Raw genomic sequence first — 26,152 nt, forward strand, 5'->3', positions numbered from 1 at the left:
AGACTTGATTTTTTAAGTTATCACAAAACCGCCAAATGAAAAAGTTTACTATGAAATTATGTTTTGGCAACATTGGGGTTTCTTAAAAACCTTAAAGAAGATCCAGATCATCTTTTAAAGACGCAGCAAGCAATGATCAAAAAGAACAGAAAAAAGAATTGGTTTAAATACACTGTATGACCTGCTATTGGCATCAAAAAGAGAGTATCTCAACAAAAGATATAAAAATACCGCTCTTTTAAAAAGAGCGGTATTTTTATAAAATATCTGACATCCTATTGATCTTAAAGAATGAAGACTCCTACCCCACACCAATCGTTAAACAATCCGATTTTTTTGAGAAAATTCTTCTTTCCCTCTCTCTTCATGTAATTCAAGTAATATATAATATATTGATTTATAACTATAAAATATCGTTTCTATTCTATAAACAATGATCTGTAAATAATCCAGATTCTTATCGAATATCTTCTTCTTGGTTTTCCACTTCATTGAACTTTATAAGCAAACTTTGCTCTGAATACACAACAAAGAGCCCCTAATGCCATAGGATTCTCTCATTACAAATTTGTTTATATTGAATTAATCAAAACCATCCCTTTTACATATCACAAGCAGGGGAGTCCATATGAATAAAAGGAGAAGCAAGAAAAAACACCTCTTATAAACTAAACGCTCTCAAATAACCGAAAATTGTATAATATTGAAGGCTAGTAAATATAACTTAGAGTGCCCAACTTATACTTTTTATGAAACATAAAGATGATGGTACATAAGAGGTTTTATATACTCCACAAAGAACTTTATAGTTATACCATTAACGAGCACACCATCGCGAAATAGGTTTGAGAATTTTAAGAGATATTTTCTTAAAGCAAAGCACGAAAACTAGGCTGAAAACCCTATTCTGAATATTTTATAACAGTATAAAAAATACCTCATATGTAAAATTTGACATAGACTAAATACCACACACTCTAAACGAGTGTGTACAACAGGATAATCAATCAAAAATACACAACTGAGATCTAAAACAACAATTATTGAAAAGCACACAACAAATTAAGTAGAACACCTCATACGATTGGTTTTATTCTCTCTCAAATGTTGCTGCATGCTTCACAAATATTTAATGTCCCCTGTGCCTTTTAAAAGATACGTTTTAAAAGCTTTTTAAATATGAAGCGGTTTAGCAAATGTTGCCAAAGCTGCTTCACGGACCGCTTCTGATAAGGTAGGATGCGCATGACAACAGCGGCCTAGATCTTCTGATGATCCACCAAATTCCATTAAAACTGCAATTTCGTGGATCATTTCACCAGCACCAAATCCAAGAATATGCCCCCCAAAAACCCGATCTGTTTTTTTATCAGAAAGGATTTTAACAAACCCATCACTCTTTTGCATTGCGCGTGCACGACCATTAGCCATAAAAGGAAATTTGCCAACATTATATTCAATACCGGCTGCTTTCAGTTCTTCTTCCGTCTTTCCTACACTCGCAATTTCAGGCTGTGTATAAACAACACTAGGAATAACATCAAAATTAACATGCCCTTTTTGACCTGCCAAAATTTCTGCTACAGCAACACCTTCTTCCTCTGCTTTATGCGCTAACATTGGCCCTTTTACGACATCACCAATCGCATAAATTCTTGGAACATTCGTCTGCCAATGGGCATCAATTGCAATAAAGCCGCGTTCATCTAACTGAACACCAGCCTCACTCAAGCCAAGTCCCTCCGTGTAAGGAGAACGTCCAGTCGCAATAAGCACAACATCAGCCTCTAAGGTTTCAGATTCACCACCTTTGACAGATTCAAAGCTCACCTGAGCTGTTAAGTCAGATTTTGTAATTGCTGTTACCTTTGCACCCATTTTATACTCAATACCTTGTTTTTCCATTAATTTCTGAAATTGACGTGAAACTTCACCATCCATTGAGCCCAAAACTTTATTAAGATATTCAATAATGGTCACCTTAGCCCCTAAACGGCTCCAAACTGACCCAAGTTCTGAACCAATAACACCAGCACCCACGACAATCATATGCGATGGTACTTTTTCAAGGGAAAGGGCTCCCGTAGAAGAAACAATAGTCTTTTCATCAATTTCAACATTCACTCCTGGAATGCCTGAACTCTCTGACCCCGTGGCAATAATAATATTTTTTGTTTCAATTGTTTGTTTATGTCCATCTCTGGCTACAACTTCCACATAACCCGCACTTAAAATTTTAGCTGTCCCCAAAAAAGTATCAACTTTATTTTTTTTCATCAAAAAAGAAACGCCACTTGTATTGGCTGTCACCACAGCTTTCTTATGAACCATCATTTGTTCAAGATTAAGTTTAGATTTATCAATAGAAATCCCAAGTGTTTCAAAACCATGCTGGGTTTCAGCAAACACTTCTGAAGCGTGCAACAACGCTTTAGAGGGTATACAACCAACATTGAGACATGTTCCCCCTAATGTTGTACGTTTTTCAATAATTGCTACTTTAAGACCTAGTTGTGCCGCCTTTATTGCTGCTACATAACCACCTGGACCCGCTCCGATCACAACCACATCATAAGACATCCGTTTCTCCTTTCATCCTGAAAACTGCATTTTACAAGTCAAGAACAAGGCGTTCCGGATCTTCTAAACTTTCCTTAACACGTACAAGGAAAGCTACAGCTTCTTGCCCATCCACAATACGGTGATCATAAGAAAGCGCTAAATACATCATGGGGCGGATCACAACTTGGCCCTCAACAACCATTGCTCGCTCTTTAATCGCATGCACTCCCAAAATACCAGATTGCGGTGCATTCAAAATTGGTGTTGACATCAACGACCCATATACACCACCATTAGTAATGGTAAAAGTTCCACCTTGCATATCAGAAACGGCTAATTTTCCATCACGCGCAAGACGTCCCAAACGGCCAATCTCCTTTTCAATCTCTGCCAATGACATTTGATCTGCATCACGAACCACTGGAACAACAAGCCCTTTATCCGTTCCAACAGCAATTCCAACATTGACATAGTTTTTGTAAACAATATCTGTTCCATCAATTTCAGCATTAACAGCAGGAAGTTCTTTTAATGCATGACAAACAGCTTTGGTAAAAAAACCCATAAAACCAAGTTTAACGCCATGTTTCTTTTCAAAAAGATCCTTATAACGCTTGCGCAAATCCATCACCGCTGACATATCAACCTCATTAAATGTGGTTAACATTGCTGCTACATTTTGCGCATCTTTAAGACGACGAGCAATTGTTTGACGCAATTTCGTCATACGAACCCGCTCTTCACGTGTTTCTTGGACAGAAGCTACTGAAGAACTTATCGCAGAGGAAGAAGGTGTAGGAGTTTTTGTTCTTTGTTCTAATCCACTAAGAACATCTTCTTTAAGAATTTGTCCACGTTTTCCAGAACCTGAAATATCATTTTTCGCAACATTATTTTCAGCCATCAATTTTGCTGCTGAAGGTGAAGGAGGCATAGTACTGCTCGAAGCAAGCTTCTCCGATTCAGATGAAACCGCTGGAACAGGTGTCGCAGAAGGCGAAAATGATTGAGAGATACCGGCTTCGCCAGCTTCCACCACTCCTAAAAGAGCTTTCACTTCAACCGTATCGCCTTCTTTTGCGATGATTTCAGATAATTTCCCTGCAACAGGAGAAGGAACTTCAACTGTTACCTTATCAGTTTCTAATTCAACCAAAGGCTCATCCATAGCGACAGCTTCGCCACGTTTTTTAAACCATTTACCAACCGTTGCTTCGGTAACCGATTCGCCCAAAGTAGGAACACGGATTTCAGTAGTCATAATATTTTTCCATACATCAGAGTAGTAATAAATTAAGAACCTAACGCGTCTTTAAGAAACGCAGCCAGTTGTTCAAGGTGTTTCACCATTAACCCAGAGGCCGGTGATGCACTCGCCGGACGTCCTGCATAACGAGCACGTGAATATTGCGCATTAATATGTGCCAAAACCCATTCCAAATAAGGCTCAATAAATGACCAAGCCCCCATGTTTTTTGGTTCTTCTTGGCACCAAAAAACCTCTGCCTGCAAAAAGCGTGATAACACATTCACCAAAACCTTTGCAGGGAAAGGATACAATTGTTCAATACGAAGGAGATAAACATCATCGATGCCCTTTTTTTCACGTTCTTCATAAAGGTCGTAATAAACCTTTCCCGTACACAGAACGACACGGCGAATTTTATTATCTTTTTGCAACTTCACGACAGAATCTTTGAGACACTCTGCATCATCAAGCAACACACGACAGAAACCCGTTTCTGGTCCCATTTCATTGAGAAGAGAAACAGCCCTCTTATGACGCAAAAGTGATTTAGGTGTCATTAAAATCAATGGCTTACGGAAATCACGCTTAATTTGTCGACGCAAAATATGAAAATAATTCGCAGGAGTTGTACAATTAGCAACCTGCATATTATCTTCCGCACAAAGCTGAAGAAATCGCTCTAAACGCGCAGAAGAATGCTCCGGTCCCTGCCCTTCAAAACCATGAGGCAATAAACACACAAGACCAGACATACGAAGCCATTTACGCTCTGCAGATGAAATAAATTGATCAAAGATGACCTGTGCACCATTAGAAAAGTCACCAAATTGTGCTTCCCAAAGTGTTAGTCCTCGTGGTTCAGCAAGAGAATATCCATATTCAAAACCAAGAACAGCTTCTTCAGAAAGCATCGAATTAACAACGTCATAAAGTGCCTGCCCCTTTTGTAAATGATTCAAAGGAATATAACGCGCTTCATTTTCTTGGTCATAAAGAACTGAATGACGTTGTGAAAAAGTTCCCCGTTCAACATCTTCACCGGAAAGACGAACCGGCGCTCCTTCTAAACAAAGTGAACCAAAAGCGAGAGCTTCAGCGGTTGCCCAGTCAACGCCTTCACCAGTTTCAAAAATCTTAGCACGATTGTTTAAAAAACGTTGAATAGTTTTATGAACATTAAAATTTACTGGAACTTCGATAAGTTTCTGACCAATTTCCTTTAAAGTCTTTAATTCAACACCCGTTGTTTTAGAATGTTGCTCATCAGTATTACAAAAAGCTTTGAGTCCCGTCCAGATTCCATCAAGCCAATCAGCCTTATTAGGCTTATAAGAAGCACTTGCTTCAAACTCATCTTCAAGTTTATCGCGCCATAACTTTTTTTGTTGCTCAATCTCTTCTGAAGTAACCACCCCTTCCGCTATCAATTGATCACTATAAAGCTGAAGGGTTGTTTTATGATTACGAATTGCTTTATACATAAGTGGCTGGGTAAAGGAAGGTTCATCGCCTTCATTATGTCCATAACGGCGATAACAAAACATATCAATGACCACCGGTTTATGGAAAATTTGACGAAACTCCATTGCTATTTTAGCAATAAAAACAACAGCTTCAGGATCATCCCCATTCACATGAAAAATGGGAGCATCAATCATTTTTGCAACATCAGATGGATAAGGTGAAGAACGTGAAAAACGTGGCGCTGTTGTAAAACCAATTTGATTATTGATAATCACATGAAGAGAGCCTGCAACACGATAACCTTTAAGGCCTGAAAGACCAAAAGTTTCTTGGATAACGCCTTGTCCTGCAAAAGCAGCATCACCATGAATAAGCAATGGCAACACTTTTGAACGCTCACTTAATGGGAGGGTATCAGTATGTGTAGGTCCCATAAGTTGATCTTGTTTAGCACGTGCTTTTCCCATAACAACCGGGTCAACAATCTCAAGATGAGAGGGATTAGCCAAAAGTGATAAATGAACTTTATTTCCATCAAAGTCAAAATCAGCCGTCGTTCCTAAATGATATTTAACATCACCTGATCCTTCTACATCATCTGGCTTATAAGATCCCCCTTTGAATTCATGAAAGATAGCTCTATGCGGCTTAGTGAGAACTTGTGAAAGAACATTTAAACGACCACGATGAGCCATTCCCAAAATAATTTCCTGCACCCCTAAAGCACTACCGCATTTAATAATCTGTTCAAGAGCAGGAATCAGTGCTTCACCACCATCAAGTCCAAAACGTTTTGTACCTTTATATTTAGTATCTAAAAACTGTTCGAATCCTTCTGCCTCAATAAGCTTATTGAGAATAGCTTTCTTGTCTTGCTGTGTGAAAGCAATTTTTTTATCTCTCCCTTCTATACGCTCTTGAAGCCATGCTTTCTGGACTGGATCAGAAACATGCATATATTCCACACCGATTGTTGAACAATAGGTACGATTGAGAATTTCAAGCATTTGCGGAATAGTTGCATATTCCAATCCTAAAACATTATCAATAAAAATGGGACGTTCATAATCAGCAGGAGTAAAACCATAAGCTTCTGGAGAAAGTTCTTTATAATCTTCCAGTTTTTCCGCCAATTGAAGAGGGTCAAGCTTTGCCCGAAGATGCCCCCGTGCTCGAAACGCACGAATCATCATAATGGCATGAACAGAATCGCGCGTTGCGCGAATAATATCTTGTTCACTGGAAGCTTTTCCCTTTTGAAGAGCTCCTATCGCTACTTTTTCCTTTAATTTATCACCAAAATATGTTTCAAGAGAAGACCAATCACCATCAAGAGCAGAAACCAACTCACCATCTGGCTTTAATGGCCAATGATCACGTTGCCATGTTGCACCTTCAGCATTTTTGAGAACATCTTCTCTGTTATCATGAAGGCCTTCAAAAAAAGCACGCCACTGTGAATCAACACTAATAGGATCTTTTTCATACTGAGCATAAAGTTGATCTATATAATCCGCATTTCCACCATAAAGAAATGACGTCTGTGCAAAAAGACTATTTATCTCGTCCTGCCTTGCCATATACCTCTCCGGAACATCTATTCCGTCTCCTCATATCTCTTTTCGACCGTTAAATGCTTACAAAGCAGACGAAGGGTCGAACATTCAAAAAACTTTTACCTTTTTATACTCAAGTCCTTTCACCTGAATAAGAATATTTTCTTAATTCAGGTGAAACTTTCTTTTAGCCTTTCAAAACTGACATCAAAGTCTTACCTATCTGTGATGGCGAAGGAGACACACGAATTCCGGCTGATTCCATAGCCGCAATTTTATCTTCTGCTCCACCTTTACCACCAGAAATAACAGCACCAGCATGGCCCATTGTTCGTCCTGGAGGAGCCGTCCGACCAGCAATAAAGCCAACAACTGGCTTTTTGCGACCTTTTCTTGCTTCATCTTGCAAAAACTGTGCTGCTTCTTCTTCTGCAGATCCACCAATCTCACCAATCATAACAATAGACTGGGTTTCATCATCCGCCAAAAACATTTCCAACACATCAATAAATTCACTCCCCTTAACAGGATCACCACCAATCCCTATAGCGGTTGTTTGTCCAAGACCTTCCTGACTCGTTTGAAAAACAGCTTCATAAGTTAAAGTTCCCGACCTTGAAACAACCCCCACAGAGCCTTTTCTAAAAATAGAACCAGGCATAATACCAATTTTACATTCGTTTGGTGTAAGAATACCTGGACAATTAGGACCAATAAGACGAGATTTTGAGTTTTCTAATCGCGCCTTTACCTTAACCATATCCATAACGGGAATACCTTCCGTAATACAGATAATTAAACGAACTTCAGCTTCAATAGCTTCTATAATAGCTGCCGAAGCCCCTGCTGGAGGAACATAAATAACAGAAGCATCCGCGCCTGTTTTTTCTTTTGCTTCTGCAACACTAGCAAAGATAGGAAGAGTTTCACCTTTTGAACCTTCCCATGTTTCTCCACCCTTTTTAGGATTCACACCACCAACCATTTGCGTGCCATGATAAGCAAACGCCTGTTCTGTATGAAATGTTCCTGTTTTTCCTGTAAGCCCTTGAACAAGAACTTTCGTCTCTTTATTCACAAGAATTGACATAGCTTAAGCTCCCTTCACGGCTGCAACAATTTTTTGAGCAGCATCATCTAAATCATCAGCGGGAATAACATTCAAACCACTGTCATTGATAATTGCTTTACCCTGCTCAACATTCGTGCCTTCAAGACGAACAACCAATGGAACCTTTAAGCCAACTTCACGAACAGCAGCAACCACACCTTCAGCAATGACATCACAACGCATAATACCACCAAAAATGTTAACCAAAATGCCCTTAACATTTGGATCAGCTGTAATAATCTTAAAAGCAGCCGTCACCTTTTCTTTTGATGCACCACCGCCAACATCCAAAAAGTTTGCCGGTTCAGCTCCATAAAGCTTAATAATATCCATGGTTGCCATAGCAAGCCCCGCACCATTGACCATACAACCAATTGTGCCCTCAAGAGCAACATAAGCAAGATCATACTTTGAGGCTTCAATTTCTTTTGGATCTTCTTCTGAAAGATCGCGCAATTCTAAAATATCTGGATGACGAAACAAAGCATTATTATCGAAAGAAACTTTCGCATCCAAAACGCGCAAATGACCATCTTTCATCACAATAAGCGGATTGATTTCTAAAAGACTTATATCTTTTTCACAAAATGCCCTATAGAGAATTGGAAAAAGCTTTTCACCATCTTCCCGTGCACTATCGCGCAATTCTAATGCATCACAAAGTCTTGCACAATCAGCAGAGGTAACACCCTTAACCACATCAATGGGCAGTGTGAAGATTTTTTCTGGTGTTTCTTCAGCAACCGCTTCAATATCCATTCCACCTTCTGTTGAAACAACAAAAGTAACTCTACCAACGCTACGATCAACCAAAAGTGAAAGATAAAGCTCGCGTTCAATACCAGCACCATCTTCAATATAAAGACGATTGACCTGTTTACCTTCTGGACCAGTTTGTTTGGTTACCAAAGTTTTCCCAAGCATTTCTTGAACATTTGCAACAACTTCTTCAACAGATTGTGCAAGCCGCACACCACCTTTTGCCTCAGGATCAAGTTCTTTAAATTTACCCTTACCACGACCACCAGCGTGTATCTGACTTTTAACCACATAGAGAGGTCCAGGCAATTTTTTTGCCCATTTTTCAGCTTGCTCTACAGAATAAACAGCAACACCATTTGCAATAGGTGCTCCATATTCATGAAGCAGACGTTTGGCCTGATACTCATGGATATTCATGCATTTGTCCTTTTCTTTTATGAATTATTATTAATCCTAAAGTTTTAATATTCTCAATACTTATTTTAATGAACGAAATCTTGTTTTATTACTTGAGACTAGGCACAAGAGCAATACAAGCTTCACAAAGCTTTTTAACCGCATTTACGGAACAATCAAAAGCATCTCTTTCTTCTTTATCAAGATCAATTTCAATGACCCTTTCAACACCACCGGCTCCCAGTACAACAGGAATACCAACATAGGTATCATTAACCCCATATTCCCCAGAAAGATAGGCTGCAACCGGCACAACACGCTTAGTATCCTTTAAATAGGCTTCAGCCATAGAAACAGCAGAAGCAGCTGGTGCATAATAAGCAGAACCTGTTTTTAACAAACCAACAACCTCTGCACCTCCATCACGGGTACGTTGAATAATTTGATCAATTCTTTCCTGTGTTGTCCAACCCATTTTAACAAGATCAGGTAAAGAAATACCACCAACAGTTGAATAACGCACCAAAGGCACCATTGAATCACCATGCCCGCCTAAAACAAACGCACTCACATCCTTAACAGAGACGTTAAATTCTTCAGATAAAAAATAACGAAAACGCGCTGAATCCAGAATACCAGCCATACCAACTACTTTATGCACGGGAAGACCTGAAAATTTCTGCAACGCCCATACCATTACATCAAGAGGATTTGTGATACAAATAACAAAGGCTGAAGGCGCATATTTTTTAATCCCAGCACCAACTTGTTCCATGACTTTTAAATTAATACCCAAAAGATCGTCACGGCTCATACCAGGTTTACGTGCAACCCCTGCTGTTACAATAACAACATCAGCCCCTTCAATCGCTTCATAAGCATTTGCACCTTTTAAATTAACATCAAAACCATCAACAGGAGAAGATTCAGCAATATCAAGAGCCTTACCCTGTGGCATACCTTCTACAATATCAAATAAGACCACATCACCAAGCTCTTTAAATCCAATAATATGTGCTAAAGTACCACCAATCATACCTGAACCAATGAGAGCTATCTTTTTTCGTGCCATTTTATTTCTTCCTAACTTTTAGATAATTCAGCGCACACTCATCAGCGCTCATATACTGAATATTTTTGACTTCAATCATATTTAAACAACATCATAAAAAGGAGTAAAGAAATGAAATTTACAAATTTCTCTCCTTATAGAAACAACACCCCTCCACAAAAACAACTATTAGAAAATTATCATGATGTATCGATAAAGTGAATTTAAAAAAAATACAACAGAATTATTACATTTCTTTAATTTCAAAGAGTTATTGTTTTTACAGTTTACGTAAAGGTAAAAGTATAATCAACACTTTTTCTTCAAAAGAAAATGTTCTTCCCAACGCTTCAAATAATCATAGCTTTGCATTTCAAAAAGACGTGACTGTGTTCTTTGAAATTCAAATGTTTCCGTGGTCTGAGCATACCCCTTATACAAATCCTCCACCCCTGCTGCTGCCGACATAAATAATCGGATGTGGCGCTCATAAAGAATATCAATAAGCAAAATAAACCGTTTTGTCTCATTGCGACATGTATCATCCATGATCGGTATATTATCGATAAAAATCGTATGATAATGCTCCCCTAATACCAAATACTCAGATGCAGCCAAAGGCTTTGCACACAAGTCTCTATAATCAAAGCGTGCACAACCCGCAGCAAAACGCGGAATAGGAATAAGGCGCCCTCTTATAAAAAGCTCATCAGATCTTTCTTTATGTCCTTGCAACACAAATGCCCACGCTTGATCCATGCATTCATCTGCTTTTTTCCCTAATGGTGTTACATACACAGACTGTAGATTTGATTTTTCAAGACGATAATCTGTTTTTGCATCAAGATTAACAACACGAACATATGCTTTCAAAACGTCAATAAAAGGCAAAAAGAGTTCACGATTTAAACCGTTATAATAAAGGTTATCCGGCGCTACATTTGAAGTCGCAATAAAGAAAATTTCTTTATCAAAAAAAGCAGAAATAAGCCTCCCCAACACCATAGAATCGGCAATATCTGTTACACTAAATTCATCAAAACAAAGCACCTTTGCTTCTCGTGCAAGATCTTCAGCAACAGCTAAAATAGGATTATCTTGTTTAGATTTTGTACGCCCAGATGCTTGACGATAAAAATTAATACGCTCATGCACATCAGCCATAAAATCATTAAAATGAGCGCGCTTTTTATCAATCTTAGGCAAACAAGAAAAGAACAAATCCATCAGCATGGTTTTACCCCGTCCTACTTCACCATAAATATATAATCCCTGAAAAGAAGCATTTTCATCCCCTTGTTTTGCAACACGAGCAAAATTTTGTCTTTTCTTTTTGAATATTCTTTTTAAAAAAGACCAGAATATCCAAGACCAAGGACTAGAAGCATTTTGTTCTGAAATTTTTTTTAATAAATGATCAAAATGCTCTGTTACAGCCAATTGAGCTGGATCAAAAAGGACTTTTCCTTTAGAGACCAGCTCTTTATAGCGCGTTGAAACGAGAACCATTAAAACAACCTTTTTCCAAACGTTTTCAATGAAAAATACAAATTCTTTTCACGAATCTGCCCATATAGCTTATTTTTTCATAAACGGTCAAAAGTGATCTAACGGCTTAAAACAACGGGATGATCATCAAGCGTACGTCCTTCAAAACGATCAACATTTGAAGAAAAAAGAGCAACGATAACACGTCCAGAATTATTATAAAAATATAATCTTTTTCCTTTAACAGCCCAAGATCTCACTTGGGAAACAATTCCTGAACAGTGTAAAGGACCAGCTCGGTATCCTTGTCCAAACTTTGTTTGTGGCGTTGCAATCCGACAAACTTTACCCCCCATAGAAAGATTCCACACCCCAGCAATACTTGCAGGAAACAAATCAGTAGCATTACTTGGTAATTCGAGACTAGCCATTCGTCCATCACTCTGAGCATCACCTTTCTCATAAATCGAAGCGTTTTCAGCTTCAGATATCGACGAAGAAGACGATAAATCAGATACTTCCAATGTTGTCATTTGTTGAGATGGATAAAAAACTTCTAATGCGTTACTATTATCATTACTGTCAAACCGCGTTGTTGAACACCCCCCTAAAAGTATTACAGTTGACATTGTAACGAAAAACGAAATTTTTAAAAACGACATATCTTTACTCTCTCCCATGTCAATAAATAAGCTCACAAAAAATTAAGTGAATATTTTTTATACTTACAAAGATAAATTAACAAATTAAAAAAACAGGATTTAAATTTCTCATTTTAAACGAAATAATTTATGTACTTAAGTTTATATTTATTAAACACTAGAAATTTATAAGATTTTTAGTCATATATCTCTTGATAAGTAATCTTTAGAATAGAGAAATTTCATGAAAACGTCATTTAGCAAAATGGACGGTCTTGGGAATCAAATTATTGTTGCTGATATGCGTGGAAGCGCACAAGCTCTTACACCACAAGCAATCCTTGCTTTATCGGCAGCCCCTGAAATGCATTTTGATCAAATCATGGCTATCCACACACCAACTGAGAACGAAGCTGACTTCCGCATCGAAATATGGAATGCTGATGGTTCAAAGGCTAAAGCTTGTGGCAATGGTACCCGCTGTGTCATTGCATGGCTTACAGACCACAATTTTGGTGAAAATTTTCGTTTAGAAACACCCGCTGGAATTATTGAAGGAAAACAGCAGACCAACAATCTCATCTCTGTTGATATGGGATGCCCCAAATTCAATGCAAAAGAGATGCCTGTTTCACGTGAAATAGTTGATACCAATCACGTAGAAATTACGGCTGGTCCCCTGAAAGATGCTTGTCTTATATCTATTGGCAATCTTCATGCTATCTTCTTTGTCGAAAATGATATTCAACATATTCCATTAGAAAAATACGGACCAAAACTTGAACATGATTCCCTTTTTCCAGAACGATGCAATATTTCCATTGCTTGCATAACGTCAAAGAAAAGTCTAAATTTACGTACATGGGAGCGAGGAGCAGGATTAACACAAGCATGTGGGAGCGCTGCTTGTGCCAGTGCAGTAGCCGCTTATCGACGTAGTCTGACAGAGCGCCATATCGATGTAAACTTACCAGGGGGAACACTTAATATTTTTTACCGAGAAGATGATCACATCATTATGACAGGACCCATAAAATATCAATTTAGTGGTTTTTTAAACCCTTTAACAGGGTGCTACAAAAAGGATCACTCTTGATGGCAATAGAAATTGTAACTTTTGGTTGTCGACTCAACAGCTACGAATCGAAAATCATTCGCAAAGAAAGCACTTCTTCAGGGCTAGACCAGCTCAAAGATGGTGCTATTATTTTTAATACCTGCGCTGTCACTGCCGAAGCCGTGCGACAAGCAAAACAAGCTATCCGCAAAGCGCGACGTGAAAATCCTCATGCGCGCATTATTGTAACAGGATGTGCTGCCCAAACAGAAGCACAAAATTTTGCCTCAATGACAGAAGTAGATCTCGTTCTAGGAAACGAAGATAAACTTCACGCCCATTCCTACCGTCAACTTCCTGATTTTGGTATTAACCATTCCGAAAAGGTGCGTATCAATAATATCATGGAAGTGCAAAAAATTGCTCCCCATATGGTCAGTGCAATGCAAGAACGCACCCGTGCTTTTGTACAGGTGCAAAATGGATGCGATCATCGCTGTACATTTTGCATTATTCCTTATGGACGTGGACCATCTCGTTCAGTTCCCATGGGTTCTGTCATAGAGCAAATTAAAAAGCTTACAGGCGAAGGGATTCAAGAAGTGGTCCTTACAGGTGTTGACCTTACAAGTTATGGTCACGATCTACCTGGAAAAGCGACTCTAGGAAAATTGACTTCAGCCATTTTACATCATATCCCTGACTTAGCCCGATTACGCCTATCATCTATCGATTCTATTGAAGCAGATGAAGAACTTATAAATCTTTTAGCCTACGAAAAAAGGATTATGCCCCATTTGCATTTATCTTTGCAAGCAGGCGATAATATGATTTTAAAACGTATGAAACGTAGGCATTTGCGTGAACATGCTATTCAATTTTGCCACGAATTGCGTGCCAAACGTCCTACAATGGTTTATGGTGCCGACTTAATTGCTGGTTTTCCTACAGAAACAGAAGAGATGTTTCAAAACAGTCTTGCTTTAATCAAAGATTGTAATTTAACCCATCTTCATGTTTTCCCCTTTAGTCCAAGAGAAGGTACACCTGCCGCACGAATGCCACAAGTCAACCGTAAAATAGTTAAGATGCGTGCTGAAAAATTGCGTCAAGCAGGTGAGAAAGCTTACCAAAGACATCTTGCTCATTTACAAAACAGCCAGCAAATAATTCTCGTTGAAAAAGATGAAATTGGACGAACCGAAGATTATACTCTTGTACAAATAAAAGGTGCAAAAGCAGGAACAATTGTCCAAGCTCTTATCATTGACCATGATGGCGATAAATTAATTGCTGTCCTTCCAAAATTAAACGCTGCTTAAGCGGGAAAACTCTTATGAAAAAATCTTTTATAAAAAAAATATTCTCTTTTAACAAATCTAAAGCGCAGGAAATGGAACAAATTTCCGCTCCTAATAAAAGCGATATAATAAAAGAAAATGAAAGGAAAAAAAATAGCCAAACCTCTGTAGAGGTAGTAAAAGAAGAAAAATCAACATCTACAAAACACGATGACCTCATCTCACCTTTAGAACTCCATTCTGATAAAGCCCCACTTTCCGGTAAAATTCCCTCTTATGGCAAAATTATTGTCACAGACACCATTCGTGAAAAAAAGAGTGAAGAAACTTTACCTGCCCCCTCTGTTGAACAAAAAAAGACAGCATGGTTTGGACGCCTAAAAAAAGGTTTAGCTCTTTCTTCACAACGCTTAAGCGGATCAATTGGTGATCTCTTTGTTAAAAGAAAACTTGATGAAGATATCTTACAAGAACTCGAAGATATTCTTATTCAAGCTGACCTCGGTGTAGAAACGGCAACACGCATAACCAATACTTTAGCTTCCAGTCGTTATGAAAAAGATCTCTCCCCAGATGACATTCATACAATTGTCGCTGATGAAATCAAAAAAGTTCTGGAACCTGTAGCATTACCATTAGAACTTGATCTCAGTCATAAACCTCATGTTATTTTGCTGGTAGGTGTAAACGGTACAGGAAAAACGACAACAATTGGAAAACTTGCAGCCAAATTAACTGAAGGGGGACTAAAAGTTATGCTTGCTGCAGGTGATACTTTCCGAGCCGCAGCAATTGAGCAATTGCATATTTGGGGTGAACGTACCGATTCTCCTGTTATTTCAACTAAATTGGGTGCAGATGCCGCAAGTTTAGCCTTTGATGCTTTTGAGAAAACAAAAAAAGCAAACAGTGATGTATTAATTATTGATACAGCGGGGCGTTTACAAAATAAATCTGAATTGATGGATGAGTTGGCAAAAATTATCCGTGTTTTAAGAAAACACTCCCCCCAAGCGCCCCATACAATTCTTCAAACACTTGATGCCACCACCGGACAAAATGCACTAAGCCAAGTAGAGATTTTCCGTGATATCGCTGGTGTTAATGGTATAGTCATGACAAAGCTAGATGGAACTGCACGAGGAGGAATTCTTGTCGCTATCGCAGCAAAATATAAATTACCCATTTATTTTATCGGTGTAGGAGAGAATATTGAAGACCTTCACCCCTTTTCTGCTTCTGATTTTGCCGAAACTATTGTAGGAAAACATGCATGAAACAGCCTTTATCTACCCCTAATTCACACAATAATTCTGAAAAAAATATGGACGACAATCAAAAAACACCTCTTTCACCAACACTTAAGTTTCTCTTAGAAATGGGACCTTTGGTTGTTTTTTTTCTTGCCAATTATAAAGGGGAATGGCTAATAAAAAATGTTGAACTTTTTAAAAATTTTCACAAGCCTATTTTCCCTGCTACAGCTATTTTTATGGTAGCAATCATTATTGCGTTAAACTTATCATGGATTTTCGCACGAAAAATTCCCATAATGCCTCTCATATCAGGAGTATTTGTTCTCGTCTTTGGCTTTTTAACACTCTGGCTTCACAATGATACTTTCATTAAAATGAAACCGACAATCATCAATAGCTTATTTGCTATTATTCTTTTTGGTGGCATGTTTTTTAAAAAACCACTTTTACGTTATGCTCTCGACACCACCTTAAAACTTGATGACTTAGGCTGGCAAAAACTTACCTATCGTTGGGCATTCTTTTTCGTATTTCTTGCCCTTTTGAATGAAATTATTTGGCGCAATTTTAGCGACAATTTTTGGACAAGTTTCAAAGTTTTTGGTGTCATGCCTATAACAATTGTCTTTATGCTCACCCAAATGCCTCTTATACTAAAACACTCACAAGGGCTTTTTACAGAAGAGGATAAATCTAATTCTTAAACAAATTCACGATTACAGATTACTTTATGTATTCATTGACATATACACTGTTCAGGAAAAAAAGCATGTTGATTGAGCAGTTTATCTGTCGAGAAGATAATTTTGGTGTACTCATTCATGATGAAAAAAGCGGTATGACAGCCGCAATAGATGCTCCTGAAAGCAAGGCAATTCACAATGCTTTAAAACGTCGTAATTGGACACTTCACACTATTTTTGTGACTCATCATCATTATGATCACACAGAAGGCATAGCTGAATTAAAACAAGTGTACAACGCTATGGTTATCGGACCAGAAGCAGAAAAAGAAAAGATTCATCATCTTGATCAAACACTTAAAGCTGATGAGAAACTTCTCTTTGGTTCTCACATGCTTTTAGCTCTCTCAACACCTGGCCATACCCTAGGAGCTCTATCCTATTATTTTCCTGAAAAAAAATTACTCTTTGCCGGAGATACGCTTTTTTCACTTGGTTGTGGACGTCTTTTCGAAGGAAGCGCTGCACAGATACTAAATTCTTTAAAAAAACTTCGTGAACTTCCCAACGAAACACTTCTCTATTGTGGACATGAGTACACAAAAAATAATGCTCTTTTTGCATTGACACTTGATCAACATAATCAAAAACTTCAACAAAGAGCAAAAGAAGTTTTTTCATTACGCGTAAAAAATGCCATGACTCTCCCAGTCACTTTAGGAGAAGAAAAAGCAACAAATCCCTTTCTTCGTTGGGATGATCCGGCAATCAGAAAAAATCTTTCAATGAAAGATTCTACAGATGAAGAAGTTTTTGCTGAAATTCGAAAAAGAAAAGATAATTTTTAGTTATGTTTAAACTTGTATTGTACTTTTTCTTTCTTTTCCCTTTTATCTCATACGCTCAAGAAACAAAACAAAAAACGGATAATCCTTCCCTTATATTAACTCTTGTTGAAAATTATTCCTTAACAGAAGATCTTCTTTTAAAGATGGAAAAAATTGAAAAAGAATGTAAAATTTCACTTTTAGAAATAAAAAATGATCCTATCACTTATCACCATAGTATTGATTCTAATATTGAAAATTACACTGCCTATATTTCTCGTAAACCTAAAGTCGTAAGTATTTTAAAACGAAATAATCTCACACCAAACGATTTCGCTGCTGGAGTTTTAACACTTAGAGGAATATCAATGCTTTCTGCATTTTTACCCGAAAAGGAATATTCATCTGAGAAAAATATTATATTTCTAAATAACCTTCAATTTGTAAAAAAACATTTTTACAAAATAACAACTCTTTTAGGAAGCTGTGAAGAGCTCATTTTGAGAAACTAATAAATTATAAGACATAAGAAAATATCGTCCTATTGCTATAATAAGTCAACATATTTATTATTAATAATAATTTATCTTTATTCATACTCTATTAGAATCTTAAATATCATAAGATTCTCTTATTCAAACTCTCTCTCATGTTGAAACAATCAAAACTATTCGTTCGCTTGTTAGAAGCTGGGAGAGCCATGTGGAGTGAAATTCTATAATAAAAACACCTTTTATGAACCATCTTAAGTGCCAAAGACTTGCCGCACATTGGGAGCTGGCAAAGTATGCGTTATGATATGGCTTAGCTCCTTCATAAACGTAAAGATTGGAGCCTTATAATTTTATATTATTCATGAGGATGTACCTTTATGCCATTCACGGACACTGTCGTAAAACGGACTTAGGTGCGTTGAAAGATGTCTTTTTAAAACAAGCGTGTGAATTAGCATCCAATAGCGTTTTATTTTTCGTGAGAGATATACTCCTCTTAAAAATCATCATATTTTCACCATTCCGAATAATTACCTTATATTCTGGTTATATTTATAAATGATTTTTCTAAAAATAAAGAGCAATAGATGAAAAAGTCTTTAATTAAAATTCGGTAAAGAAAGGATATTTTTTAATTATGTTTAAATTTGCGTTGTGCTTTCTTTTGCTTTTTCCTTCTACATCATACGCTCAAGAAAAAAAGCAAAAAACGAATACTCCTTCTCTTATATCAGATCATGGTGCAAATTATCCCTTAACAGAAGATCTTCTTTTAAAGCTGGAAAAAATTGAAAAAAAATGTAAAAAATTACCTCCTGAGCCAGAAAAAGAAAATACAAACAGCAATTTAAACACTAATAATAATCATATAGAAGGATATATCACTTATATTTCTAGTAAACAAAGACTTGTAAATATTTTAAGAGAAAATAATTTTACACCAAAAGATTTTGTTATTGCTCTCCTAACGCTTCAAGCAACATTGAATATGCTTACAAATGAAAAAAACTCTCCTTATGAAAAAAACATCGTCTCTTCAAGTAATATAGAATTTGCTAAAAAGCATATGTATAGAATAATCAAAATTTTAAAAGGAACTTGTTAATAAAACTATTAAAAAACAATTTATTAACTTTGTAAACGACGGCAAATTTCATCTAATTGTTCTAGTGAAGAATAATGTATTTTTAAATCGCCACCTTTTTTACCGTGACGAATAATAACTTTCATTCCAATGACATCGGCAAGTAATTTTTCTAAAGATTTTGTTTCTGCATCTTTTTCCATAGTTGTACGTTTTTTAGTCTTAGGATTTGCCAGCTCATATGCAAGTATTTCTGTTTGGCGTACCGAAAGCCCTTCACGGATAATTTTTTCAGCTAAATCTTGTGGATTATCAACAGTTATAATACACCGTGCATGTCCCGCAGAAAGTTGTCCATCCGTTAAAAATTGTTGTACTTTTTCTGGAAGTTTTAACAAACGAAGTGTATTTGCGACATGACTACGACTTTTTCCGATAACTTGCGCTAAATCCACTTGTGTATAACCATGTTCATTCAACAGCATTTCATATCCTTTTGCTTCTTCAATAGGATTAAGATCAGCCCGCTGAACATTTTCAATAATAGCCAATTCCAAAGCGGTTTTATCATCCACATCACGAACAATAACAGGCAACTGACTTAAATTTACACGTTGTGCTGCACGCCAACGTCGTTCACCTGCTATTAATTCAAACCGATGCGGATGGTCTTTCAAAGGTCTTACAACAACAGGCTGAACCACACCGTGCTGACGAATTGATTGTGCTAAATTATCAAGCTCAGTTTCAGTAAAATGACGCCGTGGATTATTAGTATTACATGAAATAGATTCCAGAGGAACAAATCGTTCGGAAATGCTACCGGTTTCCGTCAATTTATCAAAACTTGATGAGCGTGCAAGATTGTTGTTTAAATTAATATCTCCAATCAATGCAGCTAATCCACGTCCTAATCTTTTTTTTGAGAGATCATCATTCATCATTTTTCTCTTTTAATTTTTAGATATTTTTTATATTTCTAAGCAGCAGCGCGTGCTTGTTTTTCACGTTGAATCACTTCTGATGCTAAACGCAAATAAGCTTGGCTCCCAGCACATTTGAGATCATAAAGCAATACAGGTTTACCAAAAGATGGCGCTTCTGATACTCTTACATTTCGTGGAATAACAGTACGATAAACTTTATCTCCCATAAAAGAGCGTACATCTTCAGCAACTTGATTTGAAAGATTATTCCGTCCATCATACATGGTGAGAACGATACCTTGGATTTCTAAAGATGGATTAAGAACGGATCTCACTTGTTTTACTGTTTCAAGTAATTGACTTAAACCTTCAAGCGCTAAAAACTCACATTGCATCGGCACCAAAACGGAATCTGCAGCCCCCATAGCATTCAGTGTAAGAAGATTAAGGGATGGTGGACAATCAATTAAAATATAATTGAATTTTTTTTCCATTTCTGGATCATCATAGAGCGCTTTACGTAAGCGTTGTATACGATCTTTTGATGAAGAAATTTCCATTTCCACACCTAAAAGATCAAGCGTAGAAGGAACAATATGAAGATTGGGTACAGCTGTTTTTAAAGCTGCTTGTGTAATAGAAACTCCCGAAACAAGAACATCATAAGAGGATAAAGGGCGGCTATTACGATCAATTCCTAAGCCTGTACTTGCATTACCCTGCGGATCAACATCCATAATAAGGACATTTTCACCAATGGCAGCTAAAGCTGTTGCAAGATTAATAGCTGTGGTTGTTTTTCCGACTCCACCCTTTTGGTTTGCAATAGCGATAATTCGTGTTTCGCTCATTTTGCTTTACCCTCTATATGATCGAATATGAGAAATTTCCAAAATAACAGAATTTTCATCAACTTTACTTTTATGTATTAACAGATCAAAGTGCCAATTGGCAGAGGCATTTTTTATTTCTGTAGCGTAATCCCGACCTTTTTGCAAAAGAGCGACTGTTTTTTCTGTTAATAAAGGAAAAATAAGCTGTAAAAGAACATTAAGCGGCGCTAATCCGCGTGCCGTTATAATATCGGATGTGGGAATTTTTTGATATACATCTTCAATTCTAGCATGATAAACAGTTGCTGGAAGATTGAGTTGAGCAATAACTGTTCGTAAAAAAGAAACTTTTTTTCCATTACTTTCAACAAGATTAATATGTCCCGCTCTTTTTTCTTTCAGAAAGATAGCAATCACAATTGCGGGAAAACCTCCTCCTGATCCTAGATCACACCATTGTAAAGAATGACAATACAAAGGAAAAATCTGTGCTGAATCTAAAATATGTCGTGTCCATATATCTGGTATTGTTGCAGAAGATATCAAATTAATATGCGCATTCCATTGAAGTATTAAAGACTCAAACTGAATTAAATTTTCCATCGTTTCACGTGAAACAGAAGGAATAATATCTAATAATTGCTGATGTTTTTGTTCTGTAGAAAAATCCATTAAGCTGTTTTAGCCTTTTTCACGTCGTTGACGTTGAATATATGTAATAATAAGTGATAACGCGGCGGGGGTCATCCCATCAATTTTTTGTGCATCAGCTATTGAACGAGGCGACATTTCTTGAATTTTTGATTTAAGCTCGTTTGAAAGGCCTGAAATTGCTTGAATATCAAGAGATGAAGGAATTTCTAAACGTTCATCTCTCTGAAGAGAAGAAATATCTTGTGCTTGTTTTTCTAAATAAACTGCATATTGTGCTTCAATTTCTAAAGCTTCAACAGTTTTACAATCAATTGATTGTAATTGTGGCCAAAAATGTGAAAGACGCTCTAAAGTTATATGAGGATAAGCAAGAAAATCATAAGCCGAACGCCGAATTCCATCGTGATTCACGTGTAATCCATGAGCAGAAGCTTCATTAGGTGTTAAAAAGAGATTTTGGCATATTGATCGTGCTTGATCAAGCCGTTGTTGTTTTTCATTATAACAATCCCAACGTACTTTACTGATAATACCCCATTCTTGTGCCAAAGGTGTTAAACGGGTATCAGCATTATCAGATCGTAAAGATAAACGAAACTCAGCACGTGATGTAAACATTCTATAAGGTTCACAAACACCCCGTGAAACCAAATCATCAACCATAACACCAATATAAGCAACAGAACGACTTATAAGTATTTCATCTAATTTACCTACTTTACGTGCCGCATTTAATCCAGCTAAAAGTCCCTGTGCTGCAGCTTCCTCATACCCTGTTGTACCATTAATTTGCCCCGCTAAAAACAAACCTGGTAAAGAGCGTAATTCTAAACTTCTCGTTAATTGTTGCGGATTAACAAAATCATACTCAATAGCATAACCAGGTTGCAAAACTATAGCATTTTCTAATCCTTCAATGGTTTTCAATAGGGAAATTTGTACATCTTCAGGAAGAGAAGTAGAAAGACCATTTGGATAAATCGTATCATCATTTAATCCTTCTGGTTCTAAAAAAATCTGATGTCCATCTCGTTCCCCAAATTTAACAATTTTATCTTCAACTGAAGGACAATAACGTGGGCCTAATCCTTCAATATTTCCAGAATATAAAGCAGAACGATGAATGTTATCACGAATAATTTTATGTGTTTGCGCATTTGTACGTGTTATTGCACATTCAATTTGTGGTTGTTCAATTTTCTCTGTTAAAAGAGAAAAAGGAACAGGATTTTCATCTGCTTGTTGTTTTGGAAGACGATCCCAATCAATTGTTTTTTTACTCAAACGCGCAGGAGTTCCTGTTTTTAATCGCCCAAGTTTTATAGCATATTTTTTTAAACATTCAGCAAGTTGTACACTTGATGGCTCTCCCATGCGACCAGCCGCCCATGTTTTATCACCAATATGAATAAAGCCATTTAAAAATGTCCCTGTTGTTAAAACAACAGCACCGGAAAAAAATATTCCCTGTTTTTTTAAAATAACACCTGATACGCAATGATCTTTAAAAACTAAGTCAATAACTTCATCTTCAATGATTGTCAGATTTTCTTGTTCTTTTAAGAGTTTTTGAATGGCTTCTTTATAAAGTTGTCTATCTGCTTGTGTTCGTGGGCCTCTTACTGCTGGTCCTTTACGACGGTTAAGGAGTCTAAACTGAATTCCAGCAGCATCTGCTGCACGTCCCATGAGACCATCTAATGCATCTATCTCACGAACCAGATGCCCTTTTCCAAGCCCCCCAATAGCAGGATTACATGACATTGTTCCCAGTGCTGATATTGTATGTGTTACAAGCGCTGTATGTGCTCCCACACGCGCCGAAGCTGAAGCAGCTTCACATCCAGCATGACCACCACCAACAATGACAACATCATATGATTGCATTTAATTCATTCCATAGAAAATAGTTCTAAGGTTTCACGTGAAACAGAATATAAATTACATAATCTTCTAAATCTGTCTATGAAATAATCAATGTTTCACGTGAATCATTATTTACCAACACAAAATTCTGAAAAAATAATATCAAGTAAATCTTCAACATCAATATCTCCCGTAATTTTTCCAAGAAAATCGCTTGCACGACGGAGATGTTCTGCACGTAAACTGAGATCAAGAGAATGATAATTGAGAGAATTTTCAATCTCCTTAACAGTTTCCTTTAATAATTGAAGTTGTCTTTTACGCGCCGGAACAAGATTCCCAATTTCAGAAGCACTATGTTGACAAAATGATTCAAGTTCTTTGATAAAACAATCAAAATTTAAACCAGTTAATGCGGAAAATTGTAGAGATCCGCATGAGGCATTTTTTTCATAAAGATCAAGCTTATTACCAACATGCCATATTTCAGCCGATGTTTCTGGTAAATCAACTTGCTTAGGATTTCCTATATCATAAACCAAGATAACCAAATCAGCTTCTTTAACATGCTGCTTTGCAACTTCTATTCCTAATTGTTCAATTTTATTTTCTGTTTCTCTAAAACCAGCAGTATCCGTTAAAAAAATAGGTAAACCACCAAAAATAAGCCTCATTTCTAAAGCATCACGCGTTGTCCCTGCTTCATCTGTCACAATAGCAACAGATCTTCCAGCAAGACGATTCATAATGCTTGATTTTCCAGAATTTGGAGCCCCTGCAATAACAATTTTTAATCCATCACGTAAAATACTTGCACGTTCTCCTTCGCTAATATGTTCTCGAAGAGAAGTACAAAGATCTTCCACATCTTTCCAAATTTTATCAGATATTGCATTGGGAATATCCGCTTCATCAGCAAAATCAAGTTCTGCTTCAACAAAAGCACGCGCCTTCATAAGCTTATGACGCCATTCACGATAAAGTTTTGTTAAATGTCCACTTGTCCCCATTATAGCTAAACGCCGTTGGCTTTCCGTTTCTGCTTCTATTAAATCAGCAAGACCTTCTGCTTGAATAAGGTCTAATTTTCCCTCCATAAATGCACGACGTGAAAATTCACCTGCCTCAGCCATACGACATCCAGAAAATGTCGATAATTCATCAAGAAAACGATTAACAACCGCTTTACCACCATGCAAATGGAATTCTGCACAATCTTCTCCTGTAAAACTATGAGGAGCAGGAAAAAAAACAGTTAAAGCAGAATCTAATAAACTACCATCACGAGCCTTAAGATCTCCATAATGCATAAAGCGTGCTTTAGGTAAACAACCACAAAGTGTTTCAACTATATGTACAACGCGAGAACCAGAAAGCCGAATAACTGCAACCCCTGAAGGTAACAATCCACTCGAAACAGCAAAGATTGTATCCACAGGTTCTATCCTAATAAAAACTTTAATAACTCTAAGTATTCATTGAATCAAAAAATTCACTATTGTTTTTTGTTTGCTTTAATTTATCAATCAAAAACTCAATTGCATCTGTCACATTCATAGGTGCTAAAATACGACGAAGAACAAAAATTTTGTGCAAATCTTGTCGTGCAACCAAAAGTTCTTCTTTACGCGTTCCTGACTTTAAAATGTCCATAGCAGGAAAAATACGCTTATCAGCAACTTTTCGATCAAGAACGATTTCCGAGTTACCAGTTCCTTTAAATTCTTCAAAAATAACCTCATCCATACGGCTACCTGTATCAATCAAAGCCGTTGCAATAATAGTTAAAGACCCACCTTCCTCAATATTACGCGCAGCGCCAAAAAAGCGTTTTGGACGCTGCAAAGCGTTTGCATCCACACCACCTGTCAAAACCTTACCTGAAGAAGGAACAACTGTATTATATGCGCGTCCCAGACGTGTAATAGAATCTAGAAGAATAACAACATCACGTCCATACTCAACAAGGCGTTTGGCTTTTTCAATGACCATTTCTGCCACTTGTACGTGACGTATTGCAGGTTCATCAAAAGTAGAAGAAATAACCTCTCCTTTTACTGAACGCTGCATATCTGTAACTTCTTCTGGTCGTTCATCAATCAAAAGAACAATAAGATAACATTCAGGATGATTAGTAGTTATAGAATGAGCAATATTTTGAAGTAGGACTGTTTTTCCTGTCCGAGGTGGTGCAACAATTAACCCTCTTTGTCCTTTTCCTAATGGAGATATCAAATCAATCATGCGCGATGACATATCCTTTTCTGTAGGATCTTGTATTTCCATCTGAAAGCGTTCATTTGAATAAAGAGGTGTAAGATTATCAAAGTGAATTTTATAACGAATTTTTTCAGTTTTTTCGAAATTAATTGTATTAATTTTAAGAAGAGCAAAATAACGTTCCCCTTCTTTTGGGCTCCGTATAGGGCCTTCAATGGTATCGCCTGTTTTTAAAGAAAATGACTGAATTTGTGCAGGTGAAAGATAGATATCATCAGGTCCAGGAAGATAGTTAGCATCAGCAGATCGTAAAAATCCAAATCCGTCTTGTAAAACTTCAACGACACCTTCTCCTATAATTTCTACATCTTGTAGAGCAAGTTTTTTCAAAATCGCAAACATTAATTCTTGTTTGCGCATAAGGGAGGCATTTTCAACTTCTAATGTTTCAGCAAAAGAAACAAGTTCAACGGGATTTTTGCTTTTAAGTTCTTGTAGTTTCATTTTTTGCATGAAATATGCTCTTTTAATTAAGGAGAAAATTACCTGGACAATTTATGGAGATTTTATAGAACGAAATATTCTCAAGAAAAAAACATTCTACACTCAATTAAAAAAATCTGCAAGTGCCATTTATATGAAATTTATTCGTGTAATATTGAGAATATTAT

The 26,152-nt window shown here is 36.9% G+C and carries 21 protein-coding genes; 7 read left to right on the forward strand and 14 right to left on the reverse strand.

The features are described from left to right. Positions 1–1,173: 1,173 nt before the first annotated feature. The 8 genes from lpdA to HWX04_RS02525 all read right to left on the reverse strand — a co-directional run bounded on the left by lpdA (position 1,174) and on the right by HWX04_RS02525 (position 12,301). Entirely contained in the window at positions 1,174–2,580 is a 1,407-nt protein-coding gene (lpdA, locus tag HWX04_RS02490) for a dihydrolipoyl dehydrogenase (RefSeq protein ID WP_175868653.1), read from the reverse strand. 31 nt (positions 2,581–2,611) lie between these two features. Beyond that, positions 2,612–3,823 (reverse strand): 2-oxoglutarate dehydrogenase complex dihydrolipoyllysine-residue succinyltransferase, encoded by a 1,212-nt coding sequence (odhB, locus tag HWX04_RS02495; RefSeq protein WP_175868654.1) that lies wholly within the window; start codon positions 3,821–3,823, stop codon positions 2,612–2,614. Positions 3,824–3,855: 32 nt separating this feature from the next. Beyond that, positions 3,856–6,855 carry a 2-oxoglutarate dehydrogenase E1 component gene (locus HWX04_RS02500; RefSeq protein WP_175868655.1) on the reverse strand — a complete coding sequence of 1,000 codons (3,000 nt, stop codon included), beginning with the start codon at positions 6,853–6,855 and terminating at the stop codon, positions 3,856–3,858. A gap of 163 nt (positions 6,856–7,018) precedes the next feature. Further along, positions 7,019–7,921 carry a succinate--CoA ligase subunit alpha gene (sucD, locus tag HWX04_RS02505; protein WP_175868656.1) on the reverse strand — a complete coding sequence of 301 codons (903 nt, stop codon included), beginning with the start codon at positions 7,919–7,921 and terminating at the stop codon, positions 7,019–7,021. A gap of 3 nt (positions 7,922–7,924) precedes the next feature. Beyond that, a complete protein-coding gene (sucC, locus tag HWX04_RS02510; protein ID WP_175868657.1) occupies positions 7,925–9,121 on the reverse strand; it encodes an ADP-forming succinate--CoA ligase subunit beta in 1,197 nt (398 codons plus the stop codon). Between the two features lie 88 nt (positions 9,122–9,209). Then, complete coding sequence (gene mdh, locus HWX04_RS02515; protein WP_175868658.1) at positions 9,210–10,172, reverse strand: malate dehydrogenase; 963 nt, start codon at positions 10,170–10,172, stop codon at positions 9,210–9,212. A 288-nt stretch (positions 10,173–10,460) separates the two neighbouring features. After that, a complete protein-coding gene (zapE, locus tag HWX04_RS02520) occupies positions 10,461–11,660 on the reverse strand; it encodes a cell division protein ZapE (RefSeq protein WP_175868659.1) in 1,200 nt (399 codons plus the stop codon). Between the two features lie 98 nt (positions 11,661–11,758). Then, the gene (locus tag HWX04_RS02525) at positions 11,759–12,301 is read right to left on the reverse strand and encodes an AprI/Inh family metalloprotease inhibitor (RefSeq protein ID WP_175868660.1); all 543 of its coding nucleotides are present in this window, start codon (positions 12,299–12,301) and stop codon (positions 11,759–11,761) included. 223 nt (positions 12,302–12,524) lie between these two features. Between HWX04_RS02525 and dapF the strand changes: the two genes are divergently transcribed. The 7 genes from dapF to HWX04_RS02560 all read left to right on the forward strand — a co-directional run bounded on the left by dapF (position 12,525) and on the right by HWX04_RS02560 (position 19,003). Then, the gene (gene dapF, locus HWX04_RS02530; protein ID WP_175868661.1) at positions 12,525–13,376 is read left to right on the forward strand and encodes a diaminopimelate epimerase; all 852 of its coding nucleotides are present in this window, start codon (positions 12,525–12,527) and stop codon (positions 13,374–13,376) included. Next, the gene (mtaB, locus tag HWX04_RS02535; RefSeq protein ID WP_175868662.1) at positions 13,376–14,659 is read left to right on the forward strand and encodes a tRNA (N(6)-L-threonylcarbamoyladenosine(37)-C(2))-methylthiotransferase MtaB; all 1,284 of its coding nucleotides are present in this window, start codon (positions 13,376–13,378) and stop codon (positions 14,657–14,659) included. Before dapF ends, mtaB begins: the two co-directional genes overlap by 1 nt. Positions 14,660–14,673: 14 nt before the next feature. Then, the gene (gene ftsY, locus HWX04_RS02540; RefSeq protein ID WP_175868663.1) at positions 14,674–15,915 is read left to right on the forward strand and encodes a signal recognition particle-docking protein FtsY; all 1,242 of its coding nucleotides are present in this window, start codon (positions 14,674–14,676) and stop codon (positions 15,913–15,915) included. Next, entirely contained in the window at positions 15,912–16,598 is a 687-nt protein-coding gene (locus HWX04_RS02545) for a septation protein A (protein ID WP_175868664.1), read from the forward strand. Before ftsY ends, HWX04_RS02545 begins: the two co-directional genes overlap by 4 nt. 65 nt (positions 16,599–16,663) lie before the next feature. After that, positions 16,664–17,425: a hydroxyacylglutathione hydrolase gene (gene gloB, locus HWX04_RS02550; protein ID WP_175868665.1), complete on the forward strand. Its 762-nt coding sequence runs from the start codon at positions 16,664–16,666 to the stop codon at positions 17,423–17,425. Positions 17,426–17,427: 2 nt separating this feature from the next. Then, positions 17,428–17,916 (forward strand): hypothetical protein, encoded by a 489-nt coding sequence (locus HWX04_RS02555; protein ID WP_175868666.1) that lies wholly within the window; start codon positions 17,428–17,430, stop codon positions 17,914–17,916. Positions 17,917–18,535: 619 nt separating this feature from the next. Next, on the forward strand, positions 18,536–19,003 hold the full coding sequence (locus tag HWX04_RS02560; protein ID WP_175868667.1) for a hypothetical protein: 468 nt from the start codon (positions 18,536–18,538) through the stop codon (positions 19,001–19,003). A gap of 23 nt (positions 19,004–19,026) precedes the next feature. On the opposite strand, the gene HWX04_RS02565 is transcribed toward HWX04_RS02560, so the two are convergent. The 6 genes from HWX04_RS02565 to rho all read right to left on the reverse strand — a co-directional run bounded on the left by HWX04_RS02565 (position 19,027) and on the right by rho (position 25,994). Then, positions 19,027–19,923, reverse strand: coding sequence for a ParB/RepB/Spo0J family partition protein (locus tag HWX04_RS02565; protein ID WP_175868674.1), 897 nt, complete (start codon positions 19,921–19,923; stop codon positions 19,027–19,029). Between the two features lie 38 nt (positions 19,924–19,961). Then, positions 19,962–20,759: a ParA family protein gene (locus tag HWX04_RS02570; RefSeq protein WP_175868668.1), complete on the reverse strand. Its 798-nt coding sequence runs from the start codon at positions 20,757–20,759 to the stop codon at positions 19,962–19,964. Between the two features lie 6 nt (positions 20,760–20,765). Beyond that, positions 20,766–21,413 (reverse strand): 16S rRNA (guanine(527)-N(7))-methyltransferase RsmG, encoded by a 648-nt coding sequence (gene rsmG, locus HWX04_RS02575; protein WP_175868669.1) that lies wholly within the window; start codon positions 21,411–21,413, stop codon positions 20,766–20,768. 9 nt (positions 21,414–21,422) lie between these two features. Next, positions 21,423–23,282: a tRNA uridine-5-carboxymethylaminomethyl(34) synthesis enzyme MnmG gene (gene mnmG / locus HWX04_RS02580; protein WP_175868670.1), complete on the reverse strand. Its 1,860-nt coding sequence runs from the start codon at positions 23,280–23,282 to the stop codon at positions 21,423–21,425. A gap of 107 nt (positions 23,283–23,389) precedes the next feature. Next, positions 23,390–24,697 (reverse strand): tRNA uridine-5-carboxymethylaminomethyl(34) synthesis GTPase MnmE, encoded by a 1,308-nt coding sequence (gene mnmE / locus HWX04_RS02585; RefSeq protein ID WP_175868671.1) that lies wholly within the window; start codon positions 24,695–24,697, stop codon positions 23,390–23,392. A 31-nt stretch (positions 24,698–24,728) separates the two neighbouring features. Further along, complete coding sequence (gene rho, locus HWX04_RS02590; RefSeq protein ID WP_175868672.1) at positions 24,729–25,994, reverse strand: transcription termination factor Rho; 1,266 nt, start codon at positions 25,992–25,994, stop codon at positions 24,729–24,731. Positions 25,995–26,152: the final 158 nt, after the last annotated feature.

This window comes from Bartonella gabonensis (assembly GCF_903679515.1).
Lineage (GTDB): Bacteria > Pseudomonadota > Alphaproteobacteria > Rhizobiales > Rhizobiaceae > Bartonella > Bartonella gabonensis.